This window comes from Rhodococcus sp. NPDC004095, assembly GCF_053604015.1.
In genome coordinates, this window is sequence record NZ_JBSGGS010000001.1 from 360,493 (window position 1) to 378,213 (window position 17,721).

A 17,721-nucleotide genomic window follows, 5' to 3' on the forward strand; every position below is an offset into this window, starting at 1 on the left:
CAGGGCTTCTTGTGTCGGCTACTGCCGGGTCAGGCGGCGCCGAGAATCAGGCCGCTCGTGGGAACCGCGGTTCCCGCCGTGACGAGCACGTTCTCGACGCCGTCGGGCTGGTTGGTGGAGGTGCCCCGCAGCAACCGGACCGCCTCGGCGATCCCGTTGACACCGTGCAGGTACGCCTCCCCGACCTGACCGCCGTGCGTGTTGCTCGGCAGCCGTCCACCGATCTCCAGGTTGCCCTCGCGGATGAAGTCCTTGGCCTCGCCGGGACGGCAGAAACCGAGTTCCTCGAGCTGCGGGAGCACCAGCGGAGTGAAGTGGTCGTAGAGGATCGCCGCGTTGATGTCCTCCGGCGTCAGACCGGCCTGGCTGTAGAGCTGACGGCCGACCAGACCCATCTCCGGGATGCCGGTGATGTCGGGCCGGTAGTAGCTGGCCATCATGTGCTGGTCCTTGCCCGACCCCTGCGCGGCACCCTTGATGATCGCGGGCTTGTTGCGCAGATCCCTGGCACGCTCGGCCGAGACGATGACGAGGGCCTGGCCGCCGTCGGTCTCCTGGCAGCAGTCGAGCAGGTGCAGCGGCTCGGCGATCCACCGGGAGTTCTGGTGGTCCTCGAGCGTGATGGGCTTGCCGTAGAACCACGCGGCGGGGTTGTTCGCGGCGTGCTTGCGCGCCACGACGGCAACCCGACCGAAATCCTCACTCGTGGCACCGTACTGGTGCATGTACCGCCGAGCGAACATCGCGACCCACTGGGCGGGAGTGGCCAATCCCTGCGGGGTCAGCCATGCGTAGGCTGCGCGGTCCGCGGTCGAATCCATCGGGCGGTCGTGCTGGCCCGCACCGAAGCGCATACCGGAGCGTTCGTTGAACGCACGGTAGACCACCACGACCTCGGCGACACCGGTCGCGACGGCCATCGCCGCCTGCTGCACCGACGCGCACGCCGCGCCGCCGCCGTAGCCGATCCGGGAGAAGAACTTGAGCTCCCCGAGCCCGCAGTTGCGGGCGACGAGGATCTCGCCGTTGGTCTCCATGGTGAAGGTGGTCAGACCGTCGACCTCGGACGGGTCGATGCCGGCGTCGGCGAGCGCGGCGGTGACCGCCTCGCACGCGAGCTGCAGCTCGGAACGGCCGGACTTCTTCGAGAACTCGGTGGCGCCGATGCCGACGATCGCGGCGGCGCCGGAGAGCGGGCTGACGGCCATCAGGCGTCCTTCCCTTCGCTGGCGGGGTACGACACGCTGACGGTGCCGGAGAGGTGGTTGCCGAGGCTGTTGGCGCCCACGACCTTCACCTCGACGACGCCGTTCTCCTTGGACACGACCTCACCGGTCATCGTCATCGTGTCGCCCGGGTAGTTCGGGGCGCCGAGGCGGATCTTGACGCGGCGCACCGTCGCGAACGGCCCGGCCCAGTCCGTCACGAACCGCCCGGCCAGCCCGTTGCTGGTGAGGATGTTCATGAACACGTCCTTCGAGCCGCGCTCACGCGCCAGTTCGGGGTCGTGGTGCACGTCCTGGAAGTCGCGGGTCGCGAGCGCCGTCGCGACGATCAGGGTGCGGGTCAGCGGGATCGCCAGTTCCGGCAGCGCCTCGCCGACCGAGATGTCGTCGTAGCCGCGGCCCGCCAGCTCGATGGTGGCGGTCATGCGACCACCTCGACACCGGCGGCGAGCTGGGCGCCGAGGCGGGCCAGGTCGGAGGCCGAGCCGCCGAGGGTGGCGCCGATCTGCTTGCCCCACAGCAGGTGCCGGTGCACCGGGTAGTCGGTGTCGACACCCATGCCGCCGTGCAGGTGCGTGGTGCGGTGCACGATGCGCTGGCCGCCGTCGGTGGCCCACCACTTCGCGACCAGCACGGCGGTGCCGGGGTCGATGCCGTCGACGAGGTTCTGCGCGGCCTGCCACAGGGTCACGCGCATCGCCTCGAGGTCGATGTAGCAGTCGGCCAGCTGGTGACCCACGGCCTGGAACGTGGCGAGCGGGCGCCCGAACTGGTGCCGGCCGTTGAGGTAGGTCACGGCCTGCGCCACGGCACCGGAGCCGACGCCGATCTGGATCGCGGCGAGCGCGAGCTCGACCCGATCACGCAGCCACCGCACGGTGGTGCCGTCGGCGGCGCCGAGCAGCTCCGCGGGGGCCGACTCGAGGGTGACGTTGCCGCAGATCTCCCAGTTCGTGGACTGGGTCTGCTCCACCGAGACGCCCGCGGCGGCAAGGTCGACGACGAACAGTGCCGCACCGGTCTCCGTGGTCGCCGAGACGATCGCGCGGTCGGCGACGTGGGTGATCGGGACGACGGCCTTCGCGCCGGTCAGCATCCACCGGCCACCGGCCTCGGTGGCGGTGGTCTCCGGGTCGCGGTCGACGTACGGGCCGAACTCCTCGAGACCGATCGTCAGGAAGCTGCTGCCCTCGGCGACACCGGGGACCAGTGCGCGCTGGGCGTCGGTCCCGAACTCGGCGACCGCGAGCGCCGCGAGCGCCGACTGCCAGATCGGGACCGGGGCGACGTAATTGCCCTGCCGCTCGAGCAGAACGTAGAGCTCGGCCAGTCCGAGCCCGCCGCCGCCGAGGTCCTCGGGCAGCGCGATGCCGAGCAGCCCCGTGTTCGCGAGTTCGCGCCACAGGTCCCGGTCGATGCGCTCGTCGCTCAGTTCGACCTGCTTGACCCGGTCGATGTCGGCCTTGCTGGTGAAGACCTCGTCGGCGAGGGTGCGAATCGCTTCCTGCTCTTCGCTGTAGTTGAAGTCCATCAGGAGTCCTCCCGTGCGGCCGGCCGGAACGCGGGCAGCGTCAGATCCGGGTCGGCGTCGATCCAGTCCAGTTCCACCGGCATGTCGATCTCGACGTCCTCCGGCGCGATGCCGGTCATGTTCGCGATCAGACGGGTGCCCTCTTCGAGTTCGATCGTCGCCACGATCAGCGGGTAATCGAATCCGGGGATCTGCGGGTGGTGGTTGACGACGAAGCTGTAGACGGTGCCGCGGCCCGAGGCGTCGACGGTGTCCCAGTCGAGCGACTGGCACGCACCGCACATCGGCCCGGTGGGGTGCCGCAGGGTGCCGCAGGCGGTGCAGCGCTGGATCACCAGGCGGTGTTCCTTGGCGGCCGCGAACCAGAACGCGTTGTCGGCGTTGAGCGCCGGACGCGGGCGCAGCCCCTTCGGCTTGCTCTCCTGCTTCGGCTTGGGAGCGAAGCGCAGGGTGCGCCAGCGCTGGGTCGCGACGGTCTCGTCGTCGGAGTTGCGGTAGGTCTTCAGCGTCGTGACGAAGTGCCCGACGCCGAGTCCGGTCGCCTTCTCCTCCGAGACCGACTCGATCACCTCGGTGATCGAAACCCGGTCACCGGGACGCAGTTCGGTGAAGAACTCGAAATCCGAGTCGGTGGCGACGACGGAGGAGAAGCCCGCGTCGTCGAGGGTGGCGATCAGGTCCGTCCACACCTGGGACGGATCGTTGTTCGCCATCTTGTCGGTGAAGGTGCGCATGATCCACACCTGCGCCATCAGCGCGGGCGCGACGGCGCCCTCGCGGCCGGTGGCGCGGGCCGCCTCGTCGTCGAGGTAGATGGGGTTGGTGTCGCCCATCGTCTCGACCCAGTGCCGGATCATCGGGGTGTTGACCGCGTCCGGTCCCCACGTCTTCGGGGTGAGGGTCTGCCCCTCGAATGCCTTGAGTGTGGCGAGGAATTCGCTCACTTGACCCTCTTCTCCCGCACCAGGCCGAGGCCCATCGTCGCGACCATGTCGCGCAGGACCTCGTTGACGCCGCCACCGAACGTGTTGACCATGCCCTGCCGGGAGATCTGCTCGATCTGACCGGCCAGCAGCGCACCCGGGGACTCGGGGCGGATGCGGCCTGCCGCGCCCAGGATGCCGAGGAGGGTGCGGTAGACGTCGATGTGGGTCTCGGTGCCGTACGCCTTGGTGGCACCGGCGTCCGCGCCGGACAGCGTGTCCGCCGCGACGGCCGCCGTCATCTTCCAGTTCAGCAGCCGCATCGCCTCGAGCTTCGCGTGGGTACGCGCAAATTCCTGCTGCACCCACGGGATCTCGATGGCGCCGTTCTCCTTGGCCCAGGCCAGGACCTGATGCCACAGACCGTAGGTGCGGCCGCCGATCGCGGCCAGGCCGATGCGCTCGTGGTTGAGCTGCGCGGCGATCAGCTGCCAGCCGCCGTTGATCTCACCGATCACGTTCTCCTGCGGAATCCGGATCCCGCTGTAGTACGTCGAAGTGACCATCAGACCGCCGACGGTGGGGATCGGCGACCACGAGAAGCCGGGGTCGTCGGTGGGGACGACCAGGATCGAGATGCCCCTGTGCTTGGGCGCCTCCGGATCGGTGCGGCACGCGAGCCACACGTAGTCGGCGGTGTTCGCTCCCGAGGTGAAGATCTTGTTGCCGTCGACCACCCACTCCTCGCCGTCGAGGACGGCGCGGGTCTTGAGCGAGGCGAGGTCGGTGCCTGCCTCCGGCTCGGTGTAGCCGATCGCGAAGACGATGTCGCCGGAGAGGATGCCGGGCAGGAACCGGGCCTTCTGCTCCTCGGTGCCGTACTTCATCAGCGTGGGGCCGACGGTGTTCACGGTGACGAAGGGGAACGGCAGTCCGGCCCGCTGCACCTCGTCGAAGAACACGAACTGTTCCTCGATGGAGCGGCCCTGTCCGCCGTACTCGGTCGGCCAGCCGATCCCGAGCCAGCCGTCCTTGCCGAGCAGGCTCACGACCTCGCGGAAGTACTCACCGCCCACGCCCTGCTCGCCGGCCTTGCGCCGCTTCTCCTCCGGCAACAGGCTCGCGAAGTACGCGCGCAGCTCCCGTCGCAGCTCCTGCTGCGCCGCCGACTCCCTCAACTCCATCGTTGCTCTCCCATTCCTCGCGCGCCCGCACTCGAATGGACGCTCGCGTACGCACTCGAATGGACGCTCGCGTCCGTGCGAACTTCGGACGCTACGGAGAGATGCGGAGCCGGTCCTGCGCGGTCTCACTGAGCGGTAGGTCGCCGGGCTCCGACCTCGGGGACTCGGGGGTTTCGGCGCTGCCCATGCGGTCGCGCGGGATGAACACGCCGATGACGACCGCGAGCAGGGCCGCGCCCGCACCGATCCCGAACACCACCGCGTAAGCTCCCGCCGTCGCGAACTCCACCCCCGCGACGTGCATCACCGACGCGGTGGTGACCGCCGCGACCACGGCGCTGCAGGTGGAGGTGCCGAGCGAACGGGCGAGTGCGTTGAGGCTGTTCGCCGCCGCGGTCTCCGTGACCGGGACCGCGCGCATGATCATCGCCGGGATCGCGCCGTAGGCGAGAGCTGCGCCGACCGAGGTCACCGCCGTCGCGGCGATCACGATGACGAGCTGGTGCGGGATGACCGCGCGGGCGAGGTTCGCGAGCATCAGGATCGCGGTGCCGATCAGGAAGGTGATCCGCGGCCCCTTGGTGTCGGACAGGTACGCGGTCACCGGGGAGAACGCGATCATCATCAGACCCCCCGGCAGCAACGCGAGGCCGCTGAGCGTCAACGACATCCCGTAGCCGTAGCCGGTCTCGGTCGGCGCCTGGAAGATCTGTGCGCTGACCATGAACGAGGTGAACATCGCGAATCCGACGAGGACGGAGGCGGTGTTCGTCAGCAACACCTGGCGGCGTGCGGAGACCCGGAGGTCCACCAGCGGTTGCCGGACCACGTCGGCCCGACCGGGTGGGGCGAGCCGCAACTCGTAGACGCCCCACGCCGCGAACAGCACCGTCGCGGCCGCGAACAGGCCGAGGACCGGGACGCTGGTCCAGCCCCAGCCGTTGCCCTGGGTGATCGCCAGCAGCAGGCACACCAGCGCCGCGGACAGCCCGAGCGCGCCGACGAGGTCGAACTTCCCGCCGGAACGGACCTCGGATTCCGGGACGAGCCGCCAGATTCCGAGCATCCCGAGCAGTCCGAACGCCGCCGCCCCGCCGAACAGCCAGTGCCAGCTGAAGTGCTCGGCGACCACACCGGTGAGGGGCAGTCCGATCGCGCCGCCTGCGCCGAGGGTCGAACTCATCAGCGCGATCCCGCTCGCCACCCGCTCCTCGGGGAGTTCGTCGCGCATGATGCTGATGCCGAGCGGCACCACGCCCATCGCGGCGCCCTGCAGCGCGCGGGCGGCGAGCACGACGGCGAAGGCGTCGGACACCGCACCGAGGAGGCTGCCGGCGACCATCACCGCCAACGCGACGAGCAGCAGCCTGCGCTTGCCGTACATGTCACCGAGACGACCGAGGACCGGTGCGCAGACCGCGCCGGCGATGAGGTTGGCGGTGACCAGCCAGGCCGCGCCGCCGGGCGTGGTGTTCAGCAACCGCGGGAACTCGGGGAGCAGCGGCATCACGATGGTCTGCATGAGCGAGACCACGATGCCGCAGGACGCCAGGGCGAGCACCACGACACGGACGGACGCAGCGCGCACTGGCAACGGCACGAAACCTCCCGAACGACCTATTCAGCTATCTGTTCAACAAAGCGCTATTTAGCTTTGGACACTATGACATGCGGTCCCGCCGGAACACCCCCCGTTCCACCCAGCGGGTGCCGAAACCCCGAGCCGGGCCGGTGCCCGCATACTCGTGCCATGACTGATCCGTCGGACCTTGCCGGCCGATACGCGGTCGCGGTGGACGACCGCGACGCCACCGCCCTGGCCGCCCTGTTCACCGCGGACGCCGAGTTCGTGCAGCCCCCCGCCCTGACGCGCGGCGCCGGGGAGATCGTCACGGTCGGCGGCGACGCGATCGTCGCGGTCGTGCTGGACGGCACCGCACATCTGCACGCCACGCATCACGCCGTGCACCAGTCGGTGGTCGACGTGGACGGGAACACCGCGGTCGGGCGGGTGTACTGCCAGGCGCATCACCTGTACCGGGGCCGGGATGGGATGCGGGACAACGTGATCGCCATCCGCTACCGGGACGACTACCGACGGGTGGACAACAGCTGGCTGATCGCACGCCGGGAACTGGTCGTCGACTTCGCCGAGGACCGCACCGTCACCGTCCCCGGTACCTGATCGCCCTCCGTTCATGGTTCCCAAATGTCACAGTGGGTATCGCCAAGTGAGCCGATGTGACATTTGGGAACTTTCGCGGAACGGTCAGGGGAGGCCGAACAGTCGCAGGATCGCGGCGGTGGCGGCGGCGGCGAGGACAGCGACGACGAACGGCGCCTTCCGCCATGCCAGGACTCCCCCGACGAGCACTCCCGCGGGCCGCGCGATGCCCGCCGGGCCGCCGTCCTCGACCAGCGCCTGGGTCGCCGCGACCGCGACGAGCAGGACGACCGCACCGACCGCCAGCACCGCCTCGAGTCTGTCCGGGAAGATGCCCCGCGCGCGCAGCAGCGGTCCGGCGAACCGGAATGCGAAGGTCCCCGCGCCGAGCACCAGGACCGTCGCCACCAGCAACAGGGGCGAGGTCACGAGGCCACCGCCGCTTCCGGTTCCGGGTTCGTCTCGGCCACCCTGCCGGGTTTGAGCCAGACCAGGCCGACAAGGGCCGCGAGCGCCAGCAGCACCGGAATCCCGGCCGGCAGGAAGGGGGTGGCGGCGACGGCGATGACGGCCCCGAGAAGCGCGACCAGTGCGGTCGCCCGGTCCCGCAGCGCCGGGAAGACCAGGGCGAGGAGCACGGTCGGGAACATGGCGTCGAGACCGAAGGCGTCGATGTCGTGGATGAAGGTGCCTGCGGTCGCACCGATCAGGGCTCCGAGGGGCCAGCAGATCCCGATCCCGATCGCGCACAGCCAGTAGGCGGCGCGTCTGCGACGCGGCTCGGCCTGCCCGAGGGCGAACACCGTGCTCTCGTCGTTGAGCAGGTGCGCGCCGAGGACCCGTCGCCACCCGCGGCCGGCGACGTCGCCGACGGCGAGGCCGAACGGCAGGTGCCGGGCGTTGACCAGCAGCCCGCCGGCGAGCGCGGCGGCCAGGCTGCCACCGGCGGCGACGATGCCCACGAACAGGAACTCGGACGCACCGGCGAGCACGACCACCGACATCAGGACCGGGACCCAGGGCGCGAAGCCGAGACCGACGGCGATCGCGCCGTAGGAGACGCCGACGAGGCCGTCGGCCAAGGACACCAGTGCGATGTCCCGCCGCAGCCCCCCGTCCAGTGTTCGCCAGATCGAACGCATGATCTTTATAGTGAACACAGAGTGTCCGTTCGTCAAATCGAACAACTCCGCCGATACAGTGAACACATGGCATCGGACAGCAAGGCGCCCCTGGACGTCATCGCGGCCTCCCTGCGTCGGGAGCGCGACCGCGCGGGCCTGTCCCTGACCGAGGTGGCGAAGCGTGCGGGCATCGCAAAGTCGACGCTGTCGCAGCTGGAAGCCGGTGCCGGAAACCCCAGCGTGGAGACGCTGTGGGCGCTGAGCGTCGCGCTCGACATCCAGTTCGCGCAGTTGATCGATCCGCCGCGACCCCGGGTGCAGGTGATCCGGGCGGACGAGGGTCCGGTGTTGTACTCCGAGCGCACCGACTACCAGGTCACTCTTGTCGCATCGTGCCCACCCAACGCGCGTCGCGACATCTACCGCCTCGACGTGGAGCCCGGCCCCGCCCGCGAGTCCGAGCCGCACCTGCCCGGCACGGTCGAGCACGTCCTGGTCAGCGCCGGCCGCGCGCTGGTCGGCCTGCGCGACGACCCGGTCGAACTCGGCCCCGGTGACTACATCGCCTACCCCGGCGACGTCGCGCACGTCTTCCAGGCCCTCGAGCCCGGCACCCGCGCGGTCCTCGTCTCCGAACACACCTGACAGCCGGGCCGCGCGGACAATGGGGACATGACCGAGCGCAAGCCCTGGAACGTCCCGTTCGAGTCGTGGGTCGAGCGTCAGATCCGGCTGGCCCAGGAGCGCGGCGAGTTCGACAACCTCGCCGGCGCGGGAAAGCCGCTGCCCCCAATCGACGACTCCGACGAATTGTGGTGGGTCAAGCGCAAACTCGCGGCGGAGGGCCTGTCCACCGAGGCGCTGCTTCCGCCCTCACTGCAGTTGCGCCGCGAGGTCGAACGGCTGTCCGACGTCGTCGCCGACCTGCCCACCGAGCAGGCCGTGCGCGAGGCGGTCGCCGATCTGAACCGTCGCATCGCCGACTACCTGCGCGCACCGAGCGTCCCGGTCGTGCCGGTCCACAAGGTCGACGCCGACCGGGCGGTCGCCACCTGGCGCGGCCACCGTCCCGGCCGCTGACCCCACCCGCGGTTCCGTAATGTCACATCGGGGGTCGTCAAGTGACCCGATGTGACATTACGGAACTCCAGGGAAGGGTCAGACCAGCTGCATCCGCTCGGCGCAGGCGGCCATCTCGTCGAGGACGGCGCCGAAGGTGGTGGCGTGCCGGGACGCCGAGAGCAGGATGCGGTCGGAGCCGAGTGCGCGCGCCCACTCGACCTTGGACTCGTCCATCCGCGGCAGGGTCGCGCCGAGGACCAGGGCGACGTCGGCAGGGTCACGGCCGGCGTCCGAGGCCGCCGAGCGCATCGTCGCGACCGCGCCGGCCAGGTCGTCGCCGCCGAGCCCGAGCGGCTGGAATCCGTCGCCGACCCGTCCGGCCCGCCGGGCGGCGGCCGCGCTGTGCCCGCCGATGTACAGCGGAACCCCGCTCTCCCGGAACGGCTTCGGGAACGAGTAGGCGCCGGTGAACGAGGTGAACCGACCTGCGAAGTCGACGCCGTCGGACCCGCCGTCCCACAGCGCGCGCATCACGGCGATCGCCTCGTCGGTCGCCTTGCCGCGGCGGGTGAAGTCGCCGCCGCACGCCTCGATCTCCTCACGCATCCAGCCGACCCCGAGACAGATCCGGGTGCGTCCCCCGGAGAGCCGGTCCAGGGTGGCCAACCGCTTGGCCAGCACGACCGGGTTGTGGTTGGGCGCCACCAGGACTCCGGTGGCCAGGCCGAGCCGGGTGGTGGCGCCGGCGACGAACGAGAGCAGTTCGAGCGGATCGGGCAGCGGGCAGTCGTCGGGCAGGTGCGACTTGCCGGTCGGCGAGTACGGGTACTCGCTGCCGGTGTTCGCGATCACCACCGCGTGCTCGACCGCGGAGATCTCTTCGAATCCCAGCGTTTCGGCCGCCCTGGCGAATTCGAGAACCTGCTCCGGGTCCCCCGCCATCCCCAGTTCGACCGGCATCACCACACCGAGCTTCACCACGCCACGCACACCCTTTCCCGTTGTCCCGCAGCGCAGATCACGCAGCGATCGAGTCCACCAGCTTCGGAGCCCACACGACCTTACCGAGGAAACGGTCCGCATCCGGGTTGGTCGCCAGCCACACCGCCGCCTCGGCCGGGACCGTCGCGGGCACCGTGTCGAACCCGCTGTCGGTGATCGCGTCGGTGCCGCCGCGGGCGGCTCCCGACTCGGTGACCACGAAGCCCGGACTGAGGTTGAACGCCCGCACCCCGCGGTGCCGGTACTCGGCGTTGACGGCACCGGCGATCCGGCCGAACGCGGCCTTCGACGCCGCGTACGACAGCCCCCAGCCGCCCTCGCCGGGTGCCGCGGGTGGATCCATGGTCGCCGATCCCGACACCAGGTTGATCAGGACGCCGGACCCGCGACCGACCATCGCGGGCAGCACCCGCTGGATCAGCGCGAGCTGGTGCAGGTAGTTGCCGCGCATCATCACCGTGGCGTCGTCGAGTTCGATGTCGAGCAGCCGGTCCATGTTGCCCGCGGTCTGCGCGTAGGCGTTGTTGACGAGAACGTCCACGCGACCCCAGGTTTCGAGTACCCGATCGGCCGCCGCCAGTACCGACGTGGCGTCGAGCAGATCCATCGGCACGGCCAGCACGTCGACGCCGAGGGCCCGTACCTCCGCGGCGGTGGTCTCCAGGCTGCCCGGCACCGGAATCAGCTCACCGTGGGTGCGCGGCGACACCCGCCCGTCACCCTCCCGCACCGTCCGCGCGGTGAGGGCGACGTCGAATCCGTTGCGGGCGAAGGCGAGCGCGATCTCCCGGCCGATGCCGCGGCTCGCGCCGGTCACCAAGGCGACCGGGCGGCGACTCGGCGCGGTGGTCACGACGTCGGGCATCGGCTGCGAGCTGCCCGCATTCGCACTCACGACCGGTCCCCCGTCATCCCCGACTCGACCGAAACCACCACACCGAACTTCACGCCACGCACACCCTTTCCTGTTGTCCCGCAGACCAGTTCATGCCGCGAGCGGACTCGCCGACTTCGGCACCCACACCACGTTGTCGAGGAACCGGTCGGCGGCAGGCTGGGTGGCCAGCCACAACGCCGACCTGGCGACCATCCTGGACGGCACGCCGTCGCCCCCGGCCTCCTCGCCCGGTTCGGCGACCGCGGCGTCGGGGCCGAGGTTGAACGCGCGCACCCCGCGGTGCCGGTACTCCGCGTTCACCGCGGCGGCGAGACGCCGGAACGCGGCGTTCGACGTCGCGTGGGAGGGGCTCAGAGCGGTGTCCGTCCCGGCCGGTTCCGTCGGCTCCGGGCCCGACAGCAGGTTGATCACGACACCGGAACCCCGACCGACCATCGCGGGCAGCACCCGCTGGATCAGGGCCAGCTGGTGCCGGTAGTTCCCGCGCGTCATCAGGGTCGCGTCGTCGAGTTCGACGCCCTGCGCCCCATCGACGATGCCGGCGGGTTGCACGTAGGCGTTGTTGACGAGAACGTCCACGCGACCCCACGTTTCGAGCACCCGATCCGCCGCCGCCAGCACCGAGACCCCGTCGAGGAGATCCATCGGGATCGGCAGCGCGGCGACGCCGAACGCTCGAACCCGCGCAGCGGTGTCCTCCAGGTCACTGGGGACGAGGACGGATTCGCCGCGTGCTCGCGATCCGCCCCGACTGCCGCCCTCCCGCCCCGTCCGGGCGGTGAGGGCGACGTCGAATCCGCTCTGGGCGAATGCGAGTGCAATTTCGCGACCGATCCCTCGGCTCGCGCCGGTCACCAAGGTGACCGGGCGACCACTGGGCTCGGGCACGGTCGGCTCCGGCCTCGTTACCTCAGGCGCCGAGGAACCGCTGCCGGCCCGACGCCGCGAATTGCGCTTCCAGTTCACGCTTGTCATCATCGGACATTTCCACGTAGGTCGGCTCGCCTCGTCCCTGCCAGTGGAATACGGGTTCGTCGCAACGCCACAGTTGCGCCTGCAGCTCCCGCTTGAGCACCTTGTTCGATCCGGTCACCGGGAGGTTGGTTGACACCCGGACCAGGCGCGGGGCGGACTTGGTACCCAGATCGTCCTGTGTGCCGAGGAACGACGCGAACTCCTCGGGATCGAAGTCGGTGAGGTCCGAGACCTCGATCGCGGCCATCACCTGATCGCCGGACCGCGGGTCCGGGACCGCGTACACGCCGGTGGCGATGACCTTCGGGTGTCGGCGCAGGATCCGCTCGATCATCAACGCGGAGGTGTTCTCGCCGTCGACGCGGATCCAGTCGCCCTTGCGTCCCGCGAAGTAGATGAACCCGTCCTCGTCGATGTACCCGAGGTCGCCGGTCCAGTACCAGCCGTGCTTGATCCGGTCCGCGATGGCCTGCTCGTTCTTGTAGTAGCCCTCGAACCGCTTGGCGCCGCCCTTGTCGATCATCTCGCCGATCGCCTCGTCCGGGTTGAGCACCCGGCCGTGCTCGTCGAGCTTCGCGCGGACGCATTCCACGAGTGTTTCCGGGTTGACGATGGCGATCTCGTCGTGGGCGGGCCTGCCGAGCGCGCCCTCGGGGGCCTCGGGGTCCAGCTTCACCGAACCGGCGCCCTCGGAGGAGCCGTAGCCCTCGAACAGCTGCGCGCCGAAGCGGCGCACGAACTCGACCTTGTCCTCCGGGGAGGCCTCGGTGCCGAACCCGCGGACCAGGGTGTTGTCGAGGTCGTCGGGCTGCTCGGGGGTCGCCATCAGGTACGACAGCGCCTTGCCGACGTACGTGAAGAACGTGGCGCCGAAGAACTTCACGTCGGGCATGAACCCGGAGGCGGAGAACTTGCAAGCCTGCGGCAGGCAGACGGTGGCACCGTTGGCCAGCGCGGGCGCCCACAGCGCCATCAGCGCGTTGCCGTGGAACAGCGGCATGCAGCAGTAGTCGACGTCCTCGCGCGAGTGCCCGTACTTCGCGGAGTTGGCGTATGCGAGACGCGCGAGCCGGCCCTGGCTGCACCGCACCGCCTTCGACATGCCGGTGGTGCCCGAGGTGAACAGCAGGAGGAACAGCGAGGACTCGTCGATCGACGGGTCCAGGGCGGGCTCCGCGACGCGGTGCGCGGCGACGGTGTCCGCGTAGGCCGGGTCGTCGACGAGCACGAAGCGGTCCTCGTCGAGACCGAGGTCGAGGCCCTTGAGCTTCGCCATACCCTCGGCGTCGGTGACGATGAGCTGGCAGTCCACGTACCGGATCTCGGCCTCGAGTTCCGCACCGCGGCGGGTAGGGTTGATGCCGACAATCGTCGCCCCGGTCAGCGCGGCGCCGCCGAGCCAGAACAGGAACTCGGGAACGTTCTCGAGGAGCACACCGATGTGGAAAGGCCCCTCCCGGCGCAGCGACGCGGCCAGCGCCCCGCGCGCCGCGCTCTCACGGACCGTCTCGTCCCACGTCCAGTCCCGATCCCGCGTCCGGGTGCCCAGGTGCTCGTCTCCGAGGCGATCCAGCAGCATCTCGGCGATCGTCGCGCGTTCCAATTCCACTCCCGTTGTCTGCTTGTGCACTGCGACGGTCAGGGCGGAGGCACCGGCGAGGGGCGCGGGCTCCGGAGTCGGCGCACGGTCCAGCAATGTTCGACCGACGCTAACCAGGGCCCGAGAACCGAACCGCACCAGTCCCGGTCAGTGGAAAAGCCTTCCATGCACCCCCCTGGCCGTGTGATCCTTCTCGCCAATTCAAGTACAGGGAGGTCCCGATCTCATGACTGCATCCACCGATCCGCAGGCATACCTCGCGGCCGTCGTGTCCCGGCTGACGGGACCGGGGGCTCCTTTCGAGCTGGTCGACGAGGATGTCCGCGGCACGCGGATGCCGGTCATGCGGCAGCGCAACCACGCGGTGCACGAACTGCTCACCGCGTCGCTGGAGTACGGGGACCGCGACTATCTGGTCACCGAGGATCGGCGGATCTCGTTCCGTGAGCACGCCGAGCAGGTCGCGGCGTTCGCCGAGGCCCTCGCCGACGAGTACGGCATCGGTGTCGGCGACCGGGTCGGCATCCTCGCCGCGAACACCGTCGAGTGGGTGATCGCGTTCTGGGCCACCCAGTCGCTCGGTGCGATCGCGGTCGGACTGAACGCGTGGTGGGTGCCGCGGGAGATCGCGTACGGCATCGAGCTGACCACGCCGAAGGTGCTCATCGCCGACGCCAAGCGTGTCGCCCTCCTCGCCGAGGCCGAGACCGGTGTTCCCGTGCTCACGATGGAGCAGGACGTCCCGCGCCTGATCGAGGCCCATCGCGGTGCCGCACTGCGGACCGCGGAGGTCGTCGAGGACGACCCGTCGGTCATCCTGTTCACCAGCGGCACCAGCGGCAAGCCCAAGGGCGCCCTGCACTCGCAGCGCAACCTGCTGGCCGTGGCCGACTACCACCGCTACAGCGACGCACTGCTCGACGCGTTCGCCGGGCGCGAGTACGACCCGAACCGGCCCAGCGACCTGCGCTACCTGCTCACCTCGCCGCTGTTCCACATCGCGAGCCTGCACAACATCGTCGTCCCCCGCCTCGCCACCGGCAGCGCGGTGGTCCTGTACCAGGACAAGTTCGACGTGGACCGGGTGCTCGCACTGGTCGAGCGGGAGAAGATCACCAACTGGGGCGCGGTGCCGACCATGGCTGCCCGGCTGATCGAGCACGGCAACGTCCGCAAGTACGACACCTCGTCGCTGACCGCGTTCGCGCTGGCATCGGCCCCGTCGTCGGTGGCGTTCAAGGAGCGCCTGCGCGAGGAGGTGCCGTTCGCGAAGGACTCCCTCGTCGACAGCTACGGCCTCACCGAGTGCAGCACCGGCATCGCCGTCGCCACCCCGATGGACGTGCAGCAGTTCCCCGGCACCCTCGGCCGGCCGATCTTCGCGGTCGCGATGGAGATCCGGGACCCGTTCGGCGAGCGGCTGCCGGACGGCGAGGAGGGCGAGGTGTGTGTCCGCAGCCCGTACGTGATGCTCGGCTACTGGGACAACCCGGAGGCGACGTCGGCGTCGATCCGCGACGGCTGGCTGCACACCGGCGACTTCGGTCGCGTCGAGGACGGCCGGCTGCGGCTCACCGGTCGCCGCTCGGACCTGATCCTGCGCGGCGGCGAGAACATCTACCCCACCGAGATCGAGCAGGTTCTCGACGAGCATCCGGACGTCGCGGAGTGCGCGGTCGTCGGCGAGGCGCACGAGGACCTCGGCCAGGAGGTCGCGGCGATCGTCGTGGTGCGCGCCGGGGCGACGGTCGGCGAGGAGGAGCTGCGTGCGTTCGCCGCGGACCGGCTCTCCTACTTCAAGGTGCCCACGCGTTGGCGGCTGACCACCGAGCCGCTGCCGCGCAACGCGACCGGCAAGGTGTCCCGCGGTCAGGTCAAGCTGTAGGGGCCGGCCATGCTGGACATGCGGCACACGATCGAGCGGCTCGCCGCGACCGAGGCGATCCGGGACCTGGTCTTCTCGTACTCGCATCTGATCGACCGCGGTGAACTGTCCGCGGTGGCGGCTCTGTTCGCCGATGCCACCTACGGACAGTGCGACGGGGACGGCGTGCCGCTCGGTGGGCTCATCGAGCGGGACCCGGCGGCCGTTCAGCGCGCCAACGAAACGTTCGTCAAGATGCACGGCGACCCGCCGTCCCCGCGGACCAAGCACGTCACCACCAACGTCCGCGTGTCCGTCTCGGACGACAACACCGAGGCGAGCGCGGTCTCGTACGTGACGGTGCTGCAGGGCACCGCGGACCTCCCGTTGCAGCCGATCCTCGTCGGACGCTACTTCGATCGCTTCGAGTCCGTGGACGGCCGGTGGCGGTTCACGCAACGGCTGTGCTGCATCGACCACACCGGCGACCTGAGCGAACACGCGCAGAGGCTGCTCCGTCCGTGACGGCCCTGGAAGTGGGACTCAACATCCTGGGCGCCGAAGCGCTGTACGGCGGCCGGATCCAGCCGGTGCTCGACCTGGCCGCGCACGCCGATCGCGTGGGGTTCGATCTGATCTCGACCGGTGACCACCTCGGCTTCAACGAGGCCGCGCACGCCGAACGGGCCGCCGAGCACGGGTTCGTTTTCGCGCTGGACCACCCGTGGTACGAACCGATCTCGCTGCTTTCGGCGGTCGCCGCGGTGACCCGGCGGGCCCGGCTCGGTGCGTCGGTGCTCATCGCGACCCTCCGCCCGCCGCTGCTGTTGGCCAAACAGATCGCCACGCTCGACGCGATCTCGGGTGGCCGGGTCGCGATCGGGATGGGTGTCGGCTGGCAGGAGGCGGAGTACGCCGCGGCGGGTGTGCCGTTCGACGCCCGGTTCGGCCGAATGGAGGAGACCGTCGCGGCCTGCCGCGCATTGTGGGCGCCGCCGCCGGCGACGTTCACCGGTCGCGACTTCGCGTTCGAGGACTTCCACTCGTACCCGTTGCCTGCCCAGGACCGGGTGCCGGTGCTGTTCGGGTTCGGCCCGAGCAGGCGCAACTTCGAGCGGATCGCGAGGGTCGCGGACGGCTGGACCGTCAACCCCACCGACATGGCGGCCTTCGGCGAGTCGGTCGCGCTGCTCCGGGAATGCTTCGCCGAGCACGGCCGCGATCCCGATTCGGCGCGGATTCAGGTGTCGGTGACGCCGGTGCACGACGCGTCCGGGGCGGTGGATCTGGACGCCACCGCGGACCGGGCGCTGCAGTGGCACAAGGCCGGCGCGACGGTCGCGGTGTTCCGGCCGGTGGCGTTCGGCGCCGCCGCCGAGGACGTCCCGGACCTGCTCGACCGGCTGGTCGGGTTGAAGGAGGAGGCTCGATGACGGTGGAGTCGCGCGAACTACGAGAGCTTCTCGACAAGCAGGAGATCCGCGAGGTCGTGTTGCGGTACTGCCGCGGCATCGACCGGCTCGATCTCGATCTGGTGCGCGGTTGCTACCACCCGGACGGCATCGACCACCACACCGGATTCGACGGCACGGTCGACGAGTACATCGCCTGGGTCGGGCCGAAGCTGGAACTGCTCGGCGGCACCATGCACCACGTCGGGAACCATCTCGTGGAACTGTTCGGCGACGTCGCGATCAGCGAGGCCTACTCCACCAATGTGCACTGGGGACACCCGAACCGCGGCGACTTCACCAGTGGGGCACGCTTCGTCGACCTGATGGAGCGGCGCGACGGCAGGTGGGCGATCGCCGAACGCTGGGCGGTACGGGAGTGGACCCGATCCGACGACGGCCGGATGATCGCACCCGAGGCGGCCGGCCCGCGGGGCACGCGCGGCGGAAGCGATCTGCTCGACACGTTGCGCGCGCGGGTGGGTGCCGCGTCCTGACCGGACCGGCTCGTCAGCTGCCGAAGATCGCGCCCCCGCTGCCGGTATCCGGCGAAACAGCACCTCGCCACCGACCGGCCCCGCAGCTCGACGCCATGCAGCGGATCATCGGTCGTCAGGCTTCCGAAGCTCGTTCCGAGGGTCACCGGCACCCCGCCTGGGGGGTGAGGACCGTCGTTCCGTCGCCGTCGAGGCAGGAGGCGGAGACGGTGTCACCGCT

General features: G+C 70.1%; 19 protein-coding genes. 7 read left to right on the forward strand and 12 right to left on the reverse strand.

Annotated elements, in window-relative coordinates; translation table 11 throughout:
• Positions 1–29 precede the first annotated feature (29 nt).
• The 6 genes from ACWEPG_RS01665 to ACWEPG_RS01690 form a co-directional block, all read right to left on the reverse strand.
• Positions 30–1,208: a lipid-transfer protein gene (locus tag ACWEPG_RS01665; RefSeq protein WP_452593728.1), complete on the reverse strand. Its 1,179-nt coding sequence runs from the start codon at positions 1,206–1,208 to the stop codon at positions 30–32.
• Positions 1,208–1,651, reverse strand: a complete 444-nt coding sequence (locus tag ACWEPG_RS01670) for a MaoC family dehydratase (RefSeq protein ID WP_450111794.1) — start codon at positions 1,649–1,651, stop codon at positions 1,208–1,210. The genes ACWEPG_RS01665 and ACWEPG_RS01670 overlap by 1 nt, the downstream gene beginning before the upstream one ends.
• Positions 1,648–2,757: an acyl-CoA dehydrogenase family protein gene (locus tag ACWEPG_RS01675; protein ID WP_452593729.1), complete on the reverse strand. Its 1,110-nt coding sequence runs from the start codon at positions 2,755–2,757 to the stop codon at positions 1,648–1,650. Before ACWEPG_RS01675 ends, ACWEPG_RS01670 begins: the two co-directional genes overlap by 4 nt.
• Complete coding sequence (locus ACWEPG_RS01680) at positions 2,757–3,701, reverse strand: bifunctional MaoC family dehydratase N-terminal/OB-fold nucleic acid binding domain-containing protein (protein WP_452593730.1); 945 nt, start codon at positions 3,699–3,701, stop codon at positions 2,757–2,759. Before ACWEPG_RS01680 ends, ACWEPG_RS01675 begins: the two co-directional genes overlap by 1 nt.
• Positions 3,698–4,864: an acyl-CoA dehydrogenase family protein gene (locus tag ACWEPG_RS01685; protein ID WP_450111791.1), complete on the reverse strand. Its 1,167-nt coding sequence runs from the start codon at positions 4,862–4,864 to the stop codon at positions 3,698–3,700. Before ACWEPG_RS01685 ends, ACWEPG_RS01680 begins: the two co-directional genes overlap by 4 nt.
• Positions 4,865–4,955: 91 nt before the next feature.
• Positions 4,956–6,464, reverse strand: coding sequence for an MFS transporter (locus tag ACWEPG_RS01690; protein ID WP_450111790.1), 1,509 nt, complete (start codon positions 6,462–6,464; stop codon positions 4,956–4,958).
• Positions 6,465–6,614: 150 nt separating this feature from the next.
• Between ACWEPG_RS01690 and ACWEPG_RS01695 the strand changes: the two genes are divergently transcribed.
• Complete coding sequence (locus tag ACWEPG_RS01695) at positions 6,615–7,049, forward strand: nuclear transport factor 2 family protein (RefSeq protein WP_452593731.1); 435 nt, start codon at positions 6,615–6,617, stop codon at positions 7,047–7,049.
• 84 nt (positions 7,050–7,133) lie between these two features.
• On the opposite strand, the gene ACWEPG_RS01700 is transcribed toward ACWEPG_RS01695, so the two are convergent.
• Together ACWEPG_RS01700 and ACWEPG_RS01705 are read right to left on the reverse strand one after the other, a co-directional pair.
• Positions 7,134–7,457, reverse strand: coding sequence for an AzlD domain-containing protein (locus tag ACWEPG_RS01700; RefSeq protein ID WP_452593732.1), 324 nt, complete (start codon positions 7,455–7,457; stop codon positions 7,134–7,136).
• On the reverse strand, positions 7,454–8,170 hold the full coding sequence (locus tag ACWEPG_RS01705) for an AzlC family ABC transporter permease (RefSeq protein ID WP_452593733.1): 717 nt from the start codon (positions 8,168–8,170) through the stop codon (positions 7,454–7,456). Before ACWEPG_RS01705 ends, ACWEPG_RS01700 begins: the two co-directional genes overlap by 4 nt.
• Positions 8,171–8,236: 66 nt before the next feature.
• On the opposite strand from ACWEPG_RS01705, the gene ACWEPG_RS01710 reads away from it, so the two are divergent.
• Together ACWEPG_RS01710 and ACWEPG_RS01715 are read left to right on the forward strand one after the other, a co-directional pair.
• Entirely contained in the window at positions 8,237–8,797 is a 561-nt protein-coding gene (locus tag ACWEPG_RS01710) for a helix-turn-helix domain-containing protein (protein ID WP_450111786.1), read from the forward strand.
• Positions 8,798–8,824: 27 nt separating this feature from the next.
• Positions 8,825–9,232, forward strand: a complete 408-nt coding sequence (locus ACWEPG_RS01715) for a DnaJ family domain-containing protein (RefSeq protein WP_450111785.1) — start codon at positions 8,825–8,827, stop codon at positions 9,230–9,232.
• 78 nt (positions 9,233–9,310) lie between these two features.
• Here ACWEPG_RS01715 and ACWEPG_RS01720 read toward each other — a convergent pair whose 3' ends face one another.
• The 4 genes from ACWEPG_RS01720 to ACWEPG_RS01735 form a co-directional block, all read right to left on the reverse strand.
• Positions 9,311–10,192 carry an LLM class F420-dependent oxidoreductase gene (locus ACWEPG_RS01720; RefSeq protein ID WP_452593871.1) on the reverse strand — a complete coding sequence of 294 codons (882 nt, stop codon included), beginning with the start codon at positions 10,190–10,192 and terminating at the stop codon, positions 9,311–9,313.
• A gap of 40 nt (positions 10,193–10,232) precedes the next feature.
• Positions 10,233–11,081, reverse strand: a complete 849-nt coding sequence (locus tag ACWEPG_RS01725) for an SDR family oxidoreductase (RefSeq protein WP_450116962.1) — start codon at positions 11,079–11,081, stop codon at positions 10,233–10,235.
• 120 nt (positions 11,082–11,201) lie between these two features.
• Positions 11,202–12,002 (reverse strand): SDR family NAD(P)-dependent oxidoreductase, encoded by an 801-nt coding sequence (locus ACWEPG_RS01730; RefSeq protein WP_452593734.1) that lies wholly within the window; start codon positions 12,000–12,002, stop codon positions 11,202–11,204.
• A 22-nt stretch (positions 12,003–12,024) separates the two neighbouring features.
• Positions 12,025–13,698 carry an AMP-binding protein gene (locus ACWEPG_RS01735; protein WP_450116939.1) on the reverse strand — a complete coding sequence of 558 codons (1,674 nt, stop codon included), beginning with the start codon at positions 13,696–13,698 and terminating at the stop codon, positions 12,025–12,027.
• A gap of 217 nt (positions 13,699–13,915) precedes the next feature.
• On the opposite strand from ACWEPG_RS01735, the gene ACWEPG_RS01740 reads away from it, so the two are divergent.
• The 4 genes from ACWEPG_RS01740 to ACWEPG_RS01755 are packed head-to-tail and all read left to right on the forward strand — an operon-like array spanning position 13,916 to position 17,501.
• Entirely contained in the window at positions 13,916–15,574 is a 1,659-nt protein-coding gene (locus ACWEPG_RS01740) for a class I adenylate-forming enzyme family protein (RefSeq protein ID WP_450116940.1), read from the forward strand.
• 9 nt (positions 15,575–15,583) lie between these two features.
• On the forward strand, positions 15,584–16,078 hold the full coding sequence (locus ACWEPG_RS01745; RefSeq protein WP_450116941.1) for a nuclear transport factor 2 family protein: 495 nt from the start codon (positions 15,584–15,586) through the stop codon (positions 16,076–16,078).
• The gene (locus ACWEPG_RS01750; protein ID WP_450116942.1) at positions 16,075–16,986 is read left to right on the forward strand and encodes a TIGR03619 family F420-dependent LLM class oxidoreductase; all 912 of its coding nucleotides are present in this window, start codon (positions 16,075–16,077) and stop codon (positions 16,984–16,986) included. The genes ACWEPG_RS01745 and ACWEPG_RS01750 overlap by 4 nt, the downstream gene beginning before the upstream one ends.
• Entirely contained in the window at positions 16,983–17,501 is a 519-nt protein-coding gene (locus ACWEPG_RS01755; protein WP_450116943.1) for a nuclear transport factor 2 family protein, read from the forward strand. Before ACWEPG_RS01750 ends, ACWEPG_RS01755 begins: the two co-directional genes overlap by 4 nt.
• Positions 17,502–17,721: the final 220 nt, after the last annotated feature.

Bases quoted from the DNA above. Each gene is read 5' to 3' on its own strand.
- ACWEPG_RS01665 (WP_452593728.1), bottom strand. From the start codon at position 1,208: ATGGCCGTCAGCCCGCTCTCCGGCGCCGCCGCGATCGTCGGCATCGGC.
- ACWEPG_RS01670 (WP_450111794.1), bottom strand. From the start codon at position 1,651: ATGACCGCCACCATCGAGCTGGCGGGCCGCGGCTACGACGACATCTCG.
- ACWEPG_RS01675 (WP_452593729.1), bottom strand. From the start codon at position 2,757: ATGGACTTCAACTACAGCGAAGAGCAGGAAGCGATTCGCACCCTCGCC.
- ACWEPG_RS01685 (WP_450111791.1), bottom strand. From the start codon at position 4,864: ATGGAGTTGAGGGAGTCGGCGGCGCAGCAGGAGCTGCGACGGGAGCTG.
- ACWEPG_RS01695 (WP_452593731.1), top strand. From the start codon at position 6,615: ATGACTGATCCGTCGGACCTTGCCGGCCGATACGCGGTCGCGGTGGAC.
- ACWEPG_RS01705 (WP_452593733.1), bottom strand. From the start codon at position 8,170: ATGCGTTCGATCTGGCGAACACTGGACGGGGGGCTGCGGCGGGACATC.
- ACWEPG_RS01710 (WP_450111786.1), top strand. From the start codon at position 8,237: ATGGCATCGGACAGCAAGGCGCCCCTGGACGTCATCGCGGCCTCCCTG.
- ACWEPG_RS01715 (WP_450111785.1), top strand. From the start codon at position 8,825: ATGACCGAGCGCAAGCCCTGGAACGTCCCGTTCGAGTCGTGGGTCGAG.
- ACWEPG_RS01725 (WP_450116962.1), bottom strand. From the start codon at position 11,081: ATGCCCGACGTCGTGACCACCGCGCCGAGTCGCCGCCCGGTCGCCTTG.
- ACWEPG_RS01740 (WP_450116940.1), top strand. From the start codon at position 13,916: ATGACTGCATCCACCGATCCGCAGGCATACCTCGCGGCCGTCGTGTCC.
- ACWEPG_RS01745 (WP_450116941.1), top strand. From the start codon at position 15,584: ATGCTGGACATGCGGCACACGATCGAGCGGCTCGCCGCGACCGAGGCG.
- ACWEPG_RS01755 (WP_450116943.1), top strand. From the start codon at position 16,983: ATGACGGTGGAGTCGCGCGAACTACGAGAGCTTCTCGACAAGCAGGAG.